Annotated in this window: 14 protein-coding genes; 6 read left to right on the top strand and 8 right to left on the bottom strand. The window is 66.3% G+C overall.

Going from position 1 to position 16,112, the window contains the following annotated elements:
* Positions 1-5: 5 nt before the first annotated feature.
* Both argA and argE read right to left on the bottom strand, forming a co-directional pair.
* Positions 6-1,304, bottom strand: a complete 1,299-nt coding sequence (gene argA, locus V9K84_RS23060; protein WP_043863422.1) for an amino-acid N-acetyltransferase — start codon at positions 1,302-1,304, stop codon at positions 6-8.
* 123 nt (positions 1,305-1,427) lie between these two features.
* On the bottom strand, positions 1,428-2,585 hold the full coding sequence (gene argE, locus V9K84_RS23055) for an acetylornithine deacetylase (protein WP_043863421.1): 1,158 nt from the start codon (positions 2,583-2,585) through the stop codon (positions 1,428-1,430).
* A 120-nt stretch (positions 2,586-2,705) separates the two neighbouring features.
* On the opposite strand from argE, the gene V9K84_RS23050 reads away from it, so the two are divergent.
* Positions 2,706-4,073: a CYTH domain-containing protein gene (locus tag V9K84_RS23050; RefSeq protein WP_088514624.1), complete on the top strand. Its 1,368-nt coding sequence runs from the start codon at positions 2,706-2,708 to the stop codon at positions 4,071-4,073.
* 3 nt (positions 4,074-4,076) lie between these two features.
* Here the strand turns inward: V9K84_RS23050 and V9K84_RS23045 are convergent, their stop codons facing one another.
* Positions 4,077-4,541, bottom strand: a complete 465-nt coding sequence (locus tag V9K84_RS23045) for an Lrp/AsnC family transcriptional regulator (protein WP_043863419.1) — start codon at positions 4,539-4,541, stop codon at positions 4,077-4,079.
* A 126-nt stretch (positions 4,542-4,667) separates the two neighbouring features.
* Here V9K84_RS23045 and V9K84_RS23040 point away from each other — a divergent pair, with 126 nt between their 5' ends.
* From V9K84_RS23040 to V9K84_RS23020, 5 genes are all read left to right on the top strand, one after another.
* Positions 4,668-5,009 carry a hypothetical protein gene (locus V9K84_RS23040; protein WP_043863418.1) on the top strand — a complete coding sequence of 114 codons (342 nt, stop codon included), beginning with the start codon at positions 4,668-4,670 and terminating at the stop codon, positions 5,007-5,009.
* A gap of 89 nt (positions 5,010-5,098) precedes the next feature.
* Positions 5,099-6,841: a GspE/PulE family protein gene (locus V9K84_RS23035; protein ID WP_054915508.1), complete on the top strand. Its 1,743-nt coding sequence runs from the start codon at positions 5,099-5,101 to the stop codon at positions 6,839-6,841.
* A gap of 83 nt (positions 6,842-6,924) precedes the next feature.
* Positions 6,925-7,845 (top strand): SPFH domain-containing protein, encoded by a 921-nt coding sequence (locus V9K84_RS23030; protein WP_043863416.1) that lies wholly within the window; start codon positions 6,925-6,927, stop codon positions 7,843-7,845.
* Positions 7,846-7,847: 2 nt separating this feature from the next.
* A complete protein-coding gene (locus tag V9K84_RS23025) occupies positions 7,848-8,297 on the top strand; it encodes an NfeD family protein (RefSeq protein WP_054915507.1) in 450 nt (149 codons plus the stop codon).
* 71 nt (positions 8,298-8,368) lie between these two features.
* Positions 8,369-8,683 carry a DUF2388 domain-containing protein gene (locus V9K84_RS23020; RefSeq protein ID WP_043863414.1) on the top strand — a complete coding sequence of 105 codons (315 nt, stop codon included), beginning with the start codon at positions 8,369-8,371 and terminating at the stop codon, positions 8,681-8,683.
* Positions 8,684-8,747: 64 nt separating this feature from the next.
* Here the strand turns inward: V9K84_RS23020 and gcvP are convergent, their stop codons facing one another.
* The 5 genes from gcvP to V9K84_RS22995 form a co-directional block, all read right to left on the bottom strand.
* A complete protein-coding gene (gene gcvP / locus V9K84_RS23015; protein ID WP_088514623.1) occupies positions 8,748-11,621 on the bottom strand; it encodes an aminomethyl-transferring glycine dehydrogenase in 2,874 nt (957 codons plus the stop codon).
* 83 nt (positions 11,622-11,704) lie between these two features.
* Complete coding sequence (gene gcvH / locus V9K84_RS23010) at positions 11,705-12,088, bottom strand: glycine cleavage system protein GcvH (protein ID WP_043863412.1); 384 nt, start codon at positions 12,086-12,088, stop codon at positions 11,705-11,707.
* A 45-nt stretch (positions 12,089-12,133) separates the two neighbouring features.
* Complete coding sequence (gcvT, locus tag V9K84_RS23005; RefSeq protein ID WP_043863411.1) at positions 12,134-13,216, bottom strand: glycine cleavage system aminomethyltransferase GcvT; 1,083 nt, start codon at positions 13,214-13,216, stop codon at positions 12,134-12,136.
* A gap of 118 nt (positions 13,217-13,334) precedes the next feature.
* Entirely contained in the window at positions 13,335-14,957 is a 1,623-nt protein-coding gene (locus V9K84_RS23000; RefSeq protein ID WP_058541753.1) for an iron ABC transporter permease, read from the bottom strand.
* Positions 14,958-15,087: 130 nt separating this feature from the next.
* A complete protein-coding gene (locus V9K84_RS22995; RefSeq protein ID WP_043863409.1) occupies positions 15,088-16,089 on the bottom strand; it encodes an extracellular solute-binding protein in 1,002 nt (333 codons plus the stop codon).
* Between the last annotated feature and the right edge of the window lie 23 nt (positions 16,090-16,112).

The raw sequence follows: 16,112 nt of genomic DNA, 5'->3' as shown, positions 1-16,112 counted from the left end.
AGCCCTTAAAGCGCCTTCTCGAAGATCTTCGAATTGCGCTGGTAGTTGTACAGCGAAGCCCGCGCCGCAGGCAGCCGCTCCACCTCGCTGGGCACGAAGCCGCGTTCGCGGAACCAGTGCGCCGTGCGCGTCGTCAGCACGAACAAGGTCTTCAAGCCCATCTCCCGCGCACGCGTCTCGATGCGCTCCAGCAACTCGTCGCCACGCCCGCCATGCCGGTATTCCGGGTTCACCGCCAGGCACGCCAACTCGCCCGCCTCCGAATCGGCGATCGGGTACAGCGCCGCGCAGGCAATGATCATCCCCTCGCGCTCCACCACACTGAACTGCTCGATCTCGCGCTCCAGCACCTCGCGCGAACGGCGCACCAGGATGCCCTGCTCTTCCAGCGGGCTGATCAGGTCCAGCAGGCCGCCGACATCCTCGATGGCCGCCTCGCGCACCTTCTCGAACTGTTCCTGGGCCACCAGCGTGCCGCCACCGTCACGGGTGAACAGCTCGGTGAGCAGCGCACCGTCCTCGGCATAGCTGACGATGTGGCTGCGCGCCACACCGCCACGGCAGGCTTCGGCGGCCGCGTCCAGCAACTCGCCCTGATAGTCCGAGCCCAGGCGCTGCAGATGCGCCGGCACCTGCTGCGGGCGCAGCTCACGCACCAGCCTGCCGCTCTCATCCATCAGCCCGCGCTCGGCGCCGAACAGCAGCAGCTTGTCGGCCCCCAGCTCGATGGCCGCACGGGTGGCGACGTCTTCGCAGGCCAGGTTGAAGATCTCGCCGGTGGGCGAATAGCCCAGCGGCGACAGCAGCACGATGGAGCGCTCGTCGAGCAGGCGATTGATGCCCTTGCGATCGACCCGGCGCACCTCGCCGGTGTGGTGATAATCGACGCCTTCGAGCACGCCGATGGGGCGCGCCGTGACCAGGTTGCCGGCGGCCACGCGCAGGCGCGAACCCTGCATCGGCGACGCGGCCATGTCCATCGACAGGCGCGCCTCGATGGCGATGCGCAGGTGGCCGACCGCGTCGATCACGCATTCCAGGGTGGCCGCATCGGTGATGCGCAGGCCGTGATGGTAGTGCGCGCTCAGGCCGCGGGCGGCCAGGCGGCTTTCGATCTGCGGGCGCGAACCGTGCACCAGCACCAGGCGCACGCCCAGGCTGTGCAGCAGCACCAGGTCGTGGACGATATTGCCGAAGTTGGGGTGCTCGACCCCGTCACCGGGCAGCATGACCACGAAGGTGCAGTCGCGGTGGGCATTGATGTAAGGCGAAGCATGACGCAGCCAATTGACGTATTCGGGCATAACCAGAGCCTGTAGAAACCTGTGGAAAAAGGACAAGAACGGAAAAGCACACAGCGCTCGAAGGGTTATCGTCGCAACAGGTCTGGCGTCACGCGCATTCTCCTTGGGTAAAAACGGTTGAAATCAGCGGGCAATTACCGGGTTGAGGCAATAATGCCCGATCAACTCACGCAATAGACGCACGGTAGGCTCCAGGCGTGACATTTCGAGGTACTCGCCCGGCTGGTGGGCACAGCTGATGTCGCCGGGGCCCAGCACCAGGGTTTCGCAGCCCAGACGTTGAAGATAAGGCGCCTCGGTACCAAAGGCCACCGCCTCGGCCGTATGCCCGGTAAGACGCTCGGCCACGCGCACCAGTTCGGCGTCGGCGGCCTGCTCGAACGGCGGCACCTCGGGAAACAGCGGCGCGTAGTCGATCTTCACCTGGTGCTGTTCGGCCAGCGGCGCCAGCTTGCTGCGGATCGCCGCACGCAGCACTTCCGGGTCCATCCCCGGCAGTGGGCGCAGGTCGAATTCCAGGGCGCACTGCCCGCAGATACGGTTGGGGTTGTCGCCACCGTGGATGCAGCCGAAGTTCATGGTCGGCTGCGGCACGCTGAACTGGGCGTTGCTGTACTGCTGCTGCCATTGCCGGCGCAGGCCCATCAGCTCGCCCATCACCGCATGCATCGCCTCCGAGGCGCTGTGGCCCAGGCTCGGGTCGGACGAATGACCGCTGCGCCCGAGGATATCGATGCGCTCCATCATCACCCCCTTGTGCAGGCGGATCGGGCGCAGCCCGGTCGGCTCGCCGATCACCGCAGCACGGCCCAGCGGGCGGCCGGCGTCGGCCAGGGCGCGGGCGCCGGACATCGAACTTTCCTCGTCGCAGGTGGCCAGAATCAGTAGCGGCTGCCTGAACGGCTGCTCGAGCAGCGGGCGTACCGCCTCGATCACCAGGGCGAAGAAGCCCTTCATGTCGCAACTGCCAAGGCCCACCCAGCGCCCGTCAACCTCGGTCAGCTTGAGCGGATCGGTCTGCCACAGCTGCGGGTCATAGGGCACCGTGTCGCTGTGCCCGGCCAGCACCAGGCCACCGGGGCCGCTGCCGTAGCTGGCCAGCAGGTTGAACTTGCCCGGCGTCACCTCCTGCAGCTCGCAGGCAAAACCCAGGTCACCCAGCCAGGTGGCCAGCAGGTCGATCACCGCGCGGTTGGACTGGTCCAGGCTCGGCTGGGTGCAACTGACCGACGGCGTGGCGATCAGGGCGGCGAACTGGTCTTTGAGCGGCGGCAAAGGCATGCGCATTCTCCTCGGTACGAGGCCCATCATAGGGCTATCGGGCACCTGGAATAAACCGTCAGCGGCCGACTCCTGTACACTGCACGGCCAAGACGCACCCAGTCATCGAGCCTGCCAGCAATGAACAAAGAAACCGAACTCAAACTGCGGGTCAGCCGCGAGACCCTCGCTGCCCTGCGCGAACACCCGTTGCTGAAGAAGCGCAACAAGTCCGGCTGGCAGCAGCGCGAGCTGCTCAATCAATATTTCGATACCCCAGAACGCGACCTGGCCGCGGCCAAGGTGGCCCTGCGCCTGCGCCGTGACGGCGACGTGGTGATCCAGACCCTCAAGGCCCGTGGCCACAGCACCGCCGGGCTGTCGATACGCAACGAGCACGAATGGCAACTGCCCAAGGCCAAGCTCGACCTCAAGAAGCTCGACGAGCAGGTATGGCCGGCCGAACTGGCCGACCTGGACAAGAAAACCATCAAGCCGCTGTTCAGCACCGACTTCACCCGCGAGTACGCCGAAATCGCCTGGGGCCGTGGCAAGGCCAAGGTGGTCATCGAGGCTGCGCTGGACCTGGGCCATGTAGTGGCCGGCAAGCAGAAGGAAGCCATCTGCGAGCTGGAGCTGGAACTGCGTGAAGGCGATCCGGCCGCACTGCTGGAGCTGGCCGCCGAGCTGGCCGCCAGCCTGCCGCTGATGCCGTGCGACATCAGCAAGGCCGAACGCGGCTACCGCCTGCTCGACCCCTCGAGCTTCGCCGTGAGCCTGCCGCCTGCTGAACTGAACGCCGAGATGCCGCTGGACGATGCCTTCGCGGCACTGGCCTGGCACCTGCTGGGCAGCAGCCAGCGCCTGGCCGAGCAGTACCTGTTCAACGGACACTGGCGCCTGCTGCAGGACTGGGTCCAGAGCCTGGCCGAACTGCGCGCCCTGCTCGGCAGCCTGGGCCAGGCCGCGCCACGCCCGACCACCAGCGCCCTGCGTGCCAGCCTCGACGCCCTGCTCGAGGACTGGCGCCCGCTGGTGCTGGCCGGCAACGACGACGAAGACGTGCGCCGCGCGGCGCCCGAGCAGTTCGTCGAAGAACTGCTCGACACCCGCTGGGGCCAGTTCTCGCTGGACACCTCGCGCTGGCTACTGGCCCGTGGCTGGACCGTCGAGCGCAACAAGCGTGGCGACCGCCAGGGCGCTGCGCAACTGGGCAACTGGCTCAAGGTGCTGCTGTCGGACGAAGCCAACGCGCTGCAACTGCCGCTGTACCACCGCCAGCCTGAAGACCTGGCCGAACAGCTGCCGCGCATCGAGCGCCTGCTGGCCTGGCTGCACCATGCCCGCCAGGTGCTGGAAAGCCCCGACCTGGACCGCCTGTTCGGCGAGCTGAACAAGCTGCACGAACTGGCCAGCCTGCCAATCAGCGACGACGTGCTCGAAGCCCGTGTGCATCAGGCCATGGCGGTGTTCCAGAGCCGCGGCTGGAAGCACCTGCTGCGCAAGTGACGGCTACACCGGCAAGCTGGTCGTGGACTTGATTTCGGACAAGGCCACGATCGAGTTGACCTCCTGGATCCCCGGCACCATCGACAGCTTTTCGAAGAAGAACCGTTCGTAGGCTTCGATGTCCGGGGTGACGATGCGCAGCAGGAAGTCCACTGCGCCCATCAGCACATAGCATTCCAGCACCTCGGGAAACTCGCGGATCGCCTCGGTGAATTCGGCGAAGTTGGTCCGCCCGTGGGCGTTGAGTTTGACCTCGGCGAAAATCTGCGTGTTCAGGCCGATCTTCTTGCGATCGAGCAGGGTCACCTGCCCGCGAATCACCCCCTCCTCCTTGAGCCGCTGGATCCGCCGCCAGCACGGCGACTGCGACAGGCCGACCCGTTCGGCAATCTGTGCGCTGGACAGCGACGCATCCTCCTGCAGCAGAGCCAGGATACGTCGATCGTAGGCGTCCAGTTGGCTTTGCATGTTTTATCCCCTCAAGGCGCCATTAATGAATCGATCAATGCGCAGATTACGCAGATCGCTCGATCATAGAGAAAAAATACCCGGCTGAAGATGTAAAAATTCCTCCATCGAAACCGGAGATTTCCCATGAGCGCCCACGAACGGCTGGACAGCCCCGTCACCCCGCTGCGCAGCGATGTCTGGGCCGCCAATGCTGCGCACAGCAGCGTGCGCTACAGCCTGCAGGTGGAAGCCGAGCCGGACAGCCTGTGCCGCGTGCTCAACCTGTTTGCCCTGCAGTTCCTCACCCCGCACCAGGTACAGATGCAGCAGCAGGACGACCTGTTGAACCTGGAGATCGGCGTAGCCGGCCTGAGCTGGCACCGCGCCGAACTGATTGCACAGAAAATGCGTAACCTGATCTGTGTCGCCCAGGTCAGCGTCGAACCCCTGGCGGCCTCGCGCATGCCGTTGCAGCAGGCACGCTGAACAGAAAAATCCGGCAACCCTTGCGACAGGCCCTATGGTCCGCTGGCAGCTAGCCTTGGCTGGCCGCCCGACCTTCGCAAGGAAGCCCCATGCCTGCCACGCCGCCCGATCGCTGGCTCGACCTCGACACCCTGCTCGCCGAACTGCTCGCCCAGCAACGCATCAGCCCCGCCTGTGCGCGCCCCTGGCCGCAGGCTGCCAATGAACCCACACATCCGCTGGAGCGCATCGCCCGACGCGGCCTGAACGACCTGCAACGCCCCGGCCATACCCTGGACCTCGATGCCCTGGGCGAATGGCTGGGCCGCCAGGCCGGCCAGCGCCATGTGCGCATCGACCCCCTGGCACTGCAGGCAGCCAGCCTCGGCGGGCTGATGTCGGCCGCATTCGCGCGGCGTCACCAGATTCTGGCCATCGCGGTGGATGCCCACACGGTGACCGTCGCCAGCGCCCAGCCCTACGTACGCAGCTGGGAGCGCGACCTTGGGCAGGTGCTGCAACGCAGGGTGCAGCGGGTGCTGGCCAGCCCGGTGCAGATCCGTGAGCTGAGCCAGGCGGTGTTTCGCCTGGCCCACTCGGTCAGTGGTGCCAGCCAGCAGGCCGTGCCCGGGCCCGAAGGCGCCAGCCTCGAGGCACTGCTCGACCTGGGCAACAGCGCAGGCGACGTCGATGCCAACGAGACGCACATCGTCGGCATCGTCGACTGGCTGTTGCAGTACGCCTTCGAGCAGCGCGCCAGCGATATCCACATCGAGCCGCGCCGCGACCAGGGCCACCTGCGCCTGCGCATCGACGGCCTGCTGCACCCGGCCTACCAGTTCCCGCCGGCAGTGACCCTGGCGGTGGTCAGCCGGCTCAAGAGCCTGGGGCGCATGAACGTCGCGGAAAAGCGCCGCCCGCAGGATGGCCGCATCAAGGCCCGCTCGGCCGCCGGCGCCGAGGTCGAGCTGCGCCTGGCCACCCTGCCCACCGCGTTCGGCGAGAAACTGGTACTGCGTATCTTCGACCCGCACCTGCTGCACCAGGACTTCACCCAGCTGGGCCTGGACGGCGAGGCGCTGCAGCACTGGCAGGCGATGCTGCGCCAGCCCCACGGCATCATCCTGGTGACCGGGCCGACCGGCTCGGGCAAGACCAGCACCCTGTACGCCACCCTCAAGCAACTGGCCACGCCACAGGTCAACCTGTGCACCCTCGAAGACCCGATCGAACAGCTCGAGCCGGCCTTCAACCAGATGCAGGTGCAGCCCGGCATCGACCTGGGCTTTGCCAACGGTGTGCGTGCGCTGCTGCGCCAGGACCCGGACATCATCATGATCGGCGAGATCCGCGATGCCGACACCGCGCAGGTGGCGATCCAGGCCGCGCTCACCGGCCACCTGGTGCTCTCGACCCTGCACACCAACGATGCCTGCGGCGCCGTCGGGCGCCTGCTGGAACTGGGCATCGCGCCGTACCTGATCCGTGCCACGCTGGTCGGCGTGCTGGCCCAGCGCCTGGTGCGCACGCTGTGCCCGGCGTGCAAGGTGGCGCAGCCGCTCGACATGGCGCACTGGCGCGAACTCGACCCGCAGGCGCCGCTGCCCACCGCTACCTGCCAGGCTGAAGGCTGCCGCGATTGCCGGTACACCGGCTACCGGGGCCGCACCGGCCTGTTCGAGCTGTTGCCTGTGAGCCCACGCCTGCGCGAGCAGCTGTCGGGCGACGTCGACCTGGCAAACCTGCGCCGCCAGGCCCGGGCCGAGGGGCTGGGCAGCCTGCGCACCAGCGGCGCGCAAAAAGTCGCCGCAGGGCTGACTACACTGACAGAAGTGATTCGCGTTACTGCATGAAATGAAATGATCCGGCGCTGGCCTGCACAGCTGACCACATGCCAAGCTTGCGCACTTTCAGTCCTGCTGACCAAGGAAACGTCATGCAAATCGGAATGGTAATGCTGTTATTCGTGGGCCTGGCCCTGGCGCTGGTGTTCATGGGGTTCAAGGTGGTGCCGCAGGGTTTCCAGTGGACCGTGGAACGCTTTGGCCGCTACACCACCACCCTCAAGCCGGGCCTCAACATCATCGTGCCGGTGATGGACCGCATCGGGCGCAAGATCAACATGATGGAAAGCGTGCTGGACATCCCGCCGCAGGAAGTCATCACCGCCGACAACGCCACCGTGCAGATCGATGCGGTGTGCTTCTTCCAGGTGGTCAACACGGCGCAGGCCGCCTACGAGGTCAACAACCTCGAGCACGCCACCCGCAACCTGCTGCAGACCAACATCCGTACCGTGCTCGGCTCCATGGAACTGGACGCCATGCTCAGCCAGCGCGACGCCATCAACGAGCGCCTGCTGCGCACCGTGGATGAAGCCACCGCACCGTGGGGCATCAAGATCACCCGTATCGAGATCAAGGACATCAGCCCGCCGGCCGACCTGATGGCCGCCATGTCCGGGCAGATGAAGGCCGAGCGGGTCAAGCGTGCGCAGATCCTCGAAGCCGAGGGCCTGCGGGCCGCTGCCATCCTCACCGCCGAAGGCAAGAAACAGGCGCAGATCCTCGAGGCCGAGGGTGAGCGTCAGGCGGCATTCCTGGAGTCGGAGGCCCGCGAGCGCCAGGCCGAAGCCGAAGCCCGCGCCACCCAGGTGGTGTCCGAGGCCATCGCCAACGGCAACGTGCAGGCCATCAACTACTTCGTGGCGCAGAAATACGTCGACGCGCTGGGCAAGCTGGCCTCGGCCAACAACAGCAAGGTGGTGCTGATGCCGCTGGAGGCCAGCCAGGTGATCGGCGCCGTCGGCGGCATCGGCGAAATCGTGCGGGCCACCTTCGACGGCAAGAAGGGCTGAGCATGTGGGACTACCTGCAACACCTGTCGTTCTGGGACTGGCTGGCGCTCGGTACGCTGCTGCTGATCCTGGAGGTGTTCGGCGCCGGCGGCTACCTGCTGTGGATCGGGGTGGCGGCGGCGGGCGTGGGCGTGATCACCTTCGTCGTCCCGCAGCTGCCGTGGACCTTGCAGTTCCTGCTGTTCGGCCTGCTGTCGGTATTCACCGCAGTGTTCTGGTGGCACCGTCAGCGCAGCAATGCCAGCCCCAGCGATGCGCCGGGGCTGAACATGCGCGGCCAGGAACTGATCGGCCGGACCTTCGTGGTGCAGGAGGCCATCGTGGGCGGTCGCGGCAAGATCAAGGTCGGCGACGGGGTGTGGATGGTCCGCGGGCCGGACCTGCCGGTGGGCACCCCGGTGCAAGTGCTGTCGCAGGACGGCGCGATACTGCAGGTTGGCCCCGCACCGTAGGCCCTGGGGAACTTGCCTGGGGAAATCACGATCCAACGCACCATAATAGCCCCCACACTGGAGTAAGCCCCATGCGCGTCAAACTTGCGGTTGCCACCCTTGCCTTGTTGTCGCTGCCGGTTGGCTCGGCGATGGCTGATGGCTTCTGGCGTGATGTGATTTCGTCCGGTGCCACCACCGGCTCCACCTACCTGACCTTCAAGGACCACAAGCTGGTGGTGGCGGCGCAGGAAGATGCCAGCAGCTATGTGGCCAGCAACGGCCAGATCAGCGGGCCGTATCTTGAGGCTGCCATGCAGCGTGTGCGTGCCGAGCAGCCAGGGCTGCAGGTCAGCGACATGGAGCTGGCCAATGCGATCCTGGCGCAGAATGCCGTGACCGAGTAATCGCCTCGCCGGCAATGCCGGCTCCTACAGGAGCCAGCCTTGTCGGCCCACGAGGCCCTGGACCTCAGCGATAATCCTCCACCGGCACACACGCACAGAACAGGTTGCGGTCCCCGTACACGTTGTCCACCCGGTTCACCGCCGGCCAGTACTTGTGCAGCCGCGCATGGTGGCTCGGCGCAACACCCTGCTCGATCGAGTAAGGTCGTTCCCACACCCCCAGCACATCCGCCAAGGTATGCGGCGCCCGCTTGAGCGGGTTGTCCTCGGCTGGCCAGTTGCCGTTCTGCACCTCTGCAATCTCGGCCCGAATCTTCAGCATCGCCTCCACGAAGCGGTCCAGCTCGGCCTTGGACTCGCTCTCGGTCGGCTCCACCATCAAGGTGCCCGGCACCGGGAACGACATGGTCGGCGCATGGAACCCGTAGTCCATCAGGCGCTTGGCCACATCCTCTTCGGTGATGGCGGTCAGCGCCTTCAAGGGCCGCAGGTCGAGGATGCACTCATGCGCCACCCGCCCATTGCGCCCGCGGTACAGCACCGGGAACGCCCCGCCCAACTGCTGGGCCAGATAGTTGGCCGACAGGATCGCCACCTCGCTGGCATCGGCCAGTTGCGGCCCCATCATGGCGATGTACATCCAGCTGATCGGCAGGATGCTCGCACTGCCCCAGGGCGCCGCACTGACCGCGGTGTTCTGCGGGTCGGGCCCGGGCACCGGCACCACCGGATGGCTGGCCACGAACGGTGCCAGGTGTGCACGCACGCCGATCGGGCCCATGCCCGGCCCGCCACCGCCATGGGGAATGCAGAAGGTCTTGTGCAGGTTCATGTGCGATACATCGGCACCGATGTCCGCCGGCCGCGCCAACCCGACCTGGGCATTGAGGTTGGCGCCATCCATGTACACCTGGCCACCGTGGCTGTGGATAACTTCGCAGATCTCACTGATGCCTTCCTCGTACACGCCGTGGGTCGACGGGTAGGTGGCCATCAGGCAGGCCAGGCGCTCACCTGCCGCCTCGGCCTTGGCCTTGAGGTCGGCCAGGTCGACGTTGCCCGCCACATCGCATTCCACGATCACCACCTGCATGCCGGCCATCTGCGCAGACGCCGGGTTGGTGCCGTGCGCCGAGGCCGGGATCAGGCAGATATCGCGCTGGCCCTGCTGGCGGCTGCGGTGGTACTTGCTGATCGCCAGCAGCCCCGCGTATTCACCCTGGGCACCGGAGTTGGGTTGCATGCAGATGGCATCGAAACCGGTGATCGCGCACAGCCAGCGCTCCAGCTCGTCGATCATCGCGGTATAGCCCTGGGCCTGGGTGAGCGGCGCGAACGGGTGCAGGTTGGCGAAGGCCGGCCAGGTGATGGGGATCATCTCGCTGCTGGCGTTGAGCTTCATGGTGCACGAGCCCAGCGGGATCATCGACTGGTTGAGGGCCAGGTCCTTGTTCTCCAGCTGCTTGAGGTAACGCAGCATCTCGGTTTCGCTGTGGTGCAGGTTGAACACCGGGTGCGTCAGAAACGCCGACTGGCGCTGCAAGGCGTCGGGGATGCCGCTGTACTGCGCCTGGGCATCCAGCTCGGCCACGCTCAGCCCATGGTCGGCGCCCAGGAAGATGCCGAACAGGCGCAGCACCGTGGCCTCGTCACAGGTTTCATCCAGGCTTACGCCCAGGTGCCCGCGGCCCAGGATGCGCAGGTTGATCTGCGCGGCCTCGGCGCTCTGGATGATCGCGGTCTGGCTGCCGCCGACGTCCAGGGTCAGGGTGTCGAAGAAGTGCTCGTTCAAGCGCTTGAGCCCCTTGGCTTGCAGGCCGGCAGCCAGGATCACCGTGAGCCGGTGCACCCGCTGGGCGATGCGCCTGAGCCCTTCGGGCCCGTGGTACACGGCATAGAACCCGGCGATGTTGGCCAGCAGCACCTGCGCGGTGCAGATGTTGGAGTTGGCCTTCTCGCGGCGGATGTGCTGTTCGCGGGTCTGCAGGGCCATGCGCAGCGCCAGGTTGCCGCGCGCGTCCTTGGAAACGCCGATGATGCGCCCTGGCATGGCGCGCTTGAAGTCGTCGCGGCAGGCAAAGTAGGCCGCGTGCGGGCCGCCGTAGCCCATGGGCACGCCAAAGCGCTGGGTCGAGCCGAGCACCACGTCGGCGCCCTGCTCGCCCGGCGGGGTCAAAAGCACCAGGCTCAGCAGGTCGGCGACGACGCAGGCCAGCGCCTGCTGGGCATGCAGCTGCTCGATGGCCGGGCGCAGGTCGTGCACCCCGCCGTGGGTGTTGGGGTATTGCAGCAGCGCGCCGAACACCCGGTGCTTGTCCAGGTTGTCCAGCCCATCGACGATCAGCTCGAAGCCGAAGCCCTCGGCGCGGGTCTGCAATACGGACAGGGTCTGCGGGTGGCAATGTTCATCGACGAAGAACGCATTGCTGCGCGACTTGGCCATGCGCCGTGCCAGAGCCATGGCTTCGGCAGCGGCCGTCGCTTCGTCGAGCAGCGAGGCATTGGCCAGGTCCAGCCCGGTCAGGTCGATGACCATCTGCTGGTAATTGAGCAGCGCCTCCAGGCGACCCTGGGCGATCTCCGGCTGATACGGCGTATAGGCGGTGTACCAGCCGGGGTTCTCCAGCACGTTGCGCAGGATCACCGTGGGCGTCAGGGTAGCGTGGTACCCCATGCCGATCAGGCTGGTCCACACCTGGTTCTGCTCGGCGTAACCGCGCAGTTTTGCCAGGGCGGCCTGTTCATCAAGCGCCGGGGGCAGTTCCAGCGGGCGGTTCAGGCGAATGCCCGGCGGGACGGTCTGCTCGATCAGTTCACTGCGACTGCTCAGGCCCAGGGCCTGCAACATCGCCTGCTGCTCGGCCGCATCCGGGCCAAGATGACGACGCAGGAACGGGTTGGGATCGTGCAGTTGGCTCAGGGACGGCGACTGGGACATAGCGGCTCTCTCTTCCAAGACCAAGCCTCGAGGGGTCGAGGCTTATTGAGTCTAGGAAGGGATTGCCGTTCGTGCGGGAAAAACTACTCGCCGATGGCGGCCTTGTAGCCGGCAGCGTCCAGCAACTGCTCCAGCTCTGCCGGGTTGGACGGCTTGAGCTTGAAGATCCAGCTGGCGTAAGGATCGTTGTTCAGGTTCTCAGGGCTGTCGCTGAGGTCTTCGTTGACCGCGATCACTTCGCCGCTGACCGGCGCGTAGATATCCGAAGCGGCTTTCACCGACTCCACCACCCCGGCGGCGTCCTTGGCCGCGAACACCTTGCCGACCTCGGCCAGTTCGACGAATACCACGTCGCCCAGGGCTTCCTGGGCGTGGTCGCTGATGCCCACGGTGACGGTACCGTCGGCTTCCAGCCTGGCCCACTCGTGGCTCTCGGCAAAACGCAGGTCGGCGGGGATATTGCTCATAGTGTCTTTCCTCAACAGGTCAGCGGTCGGCCCGCCGGAATGAATTCAGATCAGGATCTTGCCCTGGCGCACGAAGGTCGGCTTGACCACCCGTACCGGGTACCACTTGCCGCGAATTTCCACCTCGGCGCGGTCGGCGGTAGCCACCGGCACGCGGGCCAGGGCAATCGCCTTGCTCAGCGTAGGAGAGAAACTACCACTGGTGATCTCCCCTTCGCCAATCTGTGCGATTCGCACCACCTGATGCGCACGCAGTACACCGCGTTCCTCGAGCACCAGGCCGACCAGTTTCAGCTGCACGCCTGCGGCCTGTTCGGCCTCCAGCGCACGGCGTCCGATGAAGTCGCGGTCGGCCGGTTCCAGGGCGATGTTGTGGGCCAGGTTGGAGGTCAGTGGCGAGTGTGCCTCGTCGATGTCCTGTCCGTACAGCGTCATGCCCGCTTCCAGGCGCAAGGTATCGCGCGCGCCCAGCCCGCTGGGGGCAATACCGGCGCCGACCAGGTCGTTGAAGAACGCCGGGGCCTGCTCTGCCGGCAGGGTGATCTCCAGGCCGTCTTCGCCGGTGTAGCCGGTACGCGAGATGAACCAGTCCCCACTGCTGCGGCCTTCGAAGGGGGCCAGTTCACGAATCAGCGCCGCACGGTCACTGCTCACCAGTTCGGCCAGCTTGTCCCGCGCATGCGGGCCCTGCACAGCGAAGATCGACAGTTCGGGACGCTCGCGCACCTGCACGTCGTAGTCGCCGATATGGGCCTGCAGCCAGGCCAGGTCCTTGTCGCGGGTGGCGGCGTTGGCCACCAGGCGGTAGCCGTCGTCGGTGCGGTAGACCAGCAGGTCGTCGATCACACCGCCCTGTTCGTTGAGCAGGGTGCTGTACAGGGCCTTGCCGTGGGCATTCGGGCTGGCCACATCGTTGGCCAGCAACCAGCGCAGCCAGGGCGTGGCCTGGGCGCCGTGCACATCGATCACGGTGAGGTGCGAGACATCGAAGACCCCGCAGTCGCGGCGCACCTGGTGGTGCTCCTCGACTTGCGAGCCGTAATGCAGGGGCATGTCCCAACCGCCAAAATCGACCATCTTGGCGCCAAGCGCCAGGTGCAGGTCATAAAGAGGCGTACGCTGTCCCATGGGTTTCTCCTTCCGGGCGTGGCGAGGCTGCGGCTGAGGGCAGCGTTTCAGCTACCCGGTGCTGATCGGCCGCAGCGAATGCCGCGCATTGTAGCCGCAAGGGCGCAGCCTTACACCCTCAGTGACTCTGACCCGGGTGACGCGCCGAACGCCTTATCAAACCGATGACCGGCAGCAGCCCCACCAGCACCAGCGTCAACGCCGGCAGCGAGGCACGCGACCACTCGCCCTCGCTGGTCATCTCGAATACCCGCACCGCCAGGGTGTCCCAACCGAACGGGCGCATCAGCAGGGTGGCGGGCATCTCCTTGAGCACATCGACGAACACCAGCAGCGCCGCGCTCAGCGCACCCGGCACCAGCAGCGGGAGATACACCTTGAAAAACAATCGCGGGCCGCTGACCCCGAGGCTGCGCGAGGCCTCCGGCAGCGAGGGCCGGATGCGCCCCAGGCTGTTTTCCAAGGGGCCGTAGGCCACGGCAATGAAGCGCACCAGATAGGCCAGCAGCAGTGCCGCCAGGCTGCCCATCAGCAGCGGCCGGCCGGCACCGCCAAGCCAGCTCGAAAGCGGCACCACCAGCTGGTTGTCGAGGTAACTGAAGGCCAGCATGATTGACACCGCCAATACCGAGCCGGGCAAGGCGTAGCCCAGGTTGGCCAGGCTGACCCCGGCGCGCACCACGCGGGTGGGGGCCTGGCGTCGGGCAAACGCCAGCAGCAGTGCCACCGCCACGGTGATCAGCGCAGCCATGGCGCCCAGGTACAGGGTATGCAGGATGAGCGCGCCATAGCGCTCGTCGAGGTCGAAACGCCCGCGCTGCCAGAACCACACCAGCAACTGCAGCACCGGGATAACGAACGCGCAGGCAAACACCAGCAGGCACCAGCTGCTGGCAGCCAGCGCCTTGACCCCGCGCAGGTGGTACAGCGCCGCCACCCGGGGCCGCTCGTTGCTGCTGCGTACCGCACCGCGGGCCCGGCGCTCGCCGTACAGCACCAGCATGACGGCCAGCAGCAACAGGCTGGCGAGCTGGGCGGCGCTGGAGAGGCTGAAGAAGCCGTACCAGGTCTTGTAGATGGCGGTGGTGAAGGTGTCGAAGTTGAACACGGCCACCGCGCCGAAGTCGGCCAGGGTTTCCATCAGCGCCAGCGCCACGCCCGCGCCGATCGCCGGCCGCGCCATGGGCAGGGCCACGCGCCAGAAGGCTTGCAGCGGCGATTGCCCGAGCACCCGCGCCGCTTCCATCAGGCCCTTGCCCTGGGCCAGGAAGGCGGTACGTGCCAGCAGGTAGACATAGGGGTAGAACACCAGCACCAGCACGATGATCACCCCGCCGGTGGAGCGCACGCGCGGCAGGCGCATGGGGCCGAACCATTCGCGCAGCAGGGTTTGCACCGGGCCGGAGAAGTCCAGCAAACCGACGAAGACGAACGCCAGCACATAGGCGGGGATGGCGAAAGGCAGCATCAATGCCCAGTCGAGCCAGCGTCGGCCGGGGAATTCGCACAGGCTGGTGAGCCAGGCCAGGCTCACGCCCAGCACGGTGACGCCGACGCCCACGCCGAGGATCAAGGTCAGGGTGTTGCCCAACAGGCGGCTCATCTGGGTGTCGAGCAGGTGCGACCAGATCTGCAGGTCGATGCTCTGCCACGACAGCACCAGCACGCTCAGCGGCAGCAGCACCAGCGCGCAGACGGTGAAGACCAGGGGGTACCAGCGGCGTTGGGCGGGGTGGGCCAAGGGGGAGATCTCTAGCGAATGTGAGATTCGCCGGCAACGCCGGCTCCTACAGGGGTCGCGCATTACCTGTAGGAGCCGGCATTGCCGGCGAAGGGGCCCTGGAGGGCCCCGCAAGGATAAGGTCTTGCGCTCAGTTCCAGCCAGCCCGATCCATCAGGCGAATCGCTTCAGCCTGACGCTTGCCCGCCACTTCCACCGGCAGGCTGTCGGCCTTGAACTTGCCCCACGCCGCCACTTCTGCCGAAGGTTCCACCTTGGGGTTGGCCGGGAACTCCTGGTTCACATCGGCGAAGATCTTCTGCGCCTGCGGCCCGGTCATCCACTCCACCAGCTTGATCGCGGCCTCCTTGTGCGGCGCGTGCCGGGTCAAGCCGATGCCCGACAGGTTGACGTGCACGCCACGGTCGGCCTGGTTGGGCCAGAACAGCTTGATCGGCAGCTGCGGCTGCTCCTTGTGCAGGCGGCCATAGTAGTAGGTATTGACGATGCCCACGTCGCACTGCCCGGCCTCGATGGCCTTGAGCACTGCCACGTCATCCGAGAACACGTCGGTGGACAGGTTGTTCACCCAGCCCTTGAGGATCTCTTCGGTCTTCTCGGCGCCGTGGGTTTCGATCAGGGTCGCGGTCAGCGACTGGTTGTAGACCTTCTTGGCGGTACGCAGGCACAAGCGCCCTTCCCATTCCTTGCCGGCCAGCGCCTCGTAGGTGCTCAGCTCCTCGGGCTTGACCCGGTCGGTGGCGTAGGCAATGGTCCGTGCGCGCAGGCTCAGGCCGGTCCAGTCATGGGACGAAGCGCGATACTGCGGGGGAATGTTGGCGTCGATCACGGCCGACTTGATCGGCTGCAGGATACCCATCTGCTCGGCCTGCCAGAGGTTGCCGGCATCCACGGTCAGCAGCAGGTCGGCGGTGGCGTTGCTGCCCTCGGCCTTGATGCGCTGCATCAACGGCGCTTCCTTGTCGGTGATGAACTTGACCTTGACCCCGGTTTCCTTGGTGTAGGCATCGAATACCGGCTTGATCAGCTCGTCGATGCGCGAGGAATACACCACCACCTCGTCCGCCGCCTGTGCGGTACCGCCCAGCAGGGTGAGCGCCAGGGCGGCGAGTAGATGCTTGCGTGGCAACATGAAGGCGGTCCTCGGAATGCGGG

The organism is Pseudomonas sp. AE27, assembly GCF_037113495.1.
In the GTDB taxonomy this organism is placed as follows: domain Bacteria; phylum Pseudomonadota; class Gammaproteobacteria; order Pseudomonadales; family Pseudomonadaceae; genus Aquipseudomonas; species Aquipseudomonas palmensis.
The sequence above is the reverse complement of the archived record's forward strand: the minus strand, read 5'-3'. Positions and strand labels throughout refer to the sequence as shown.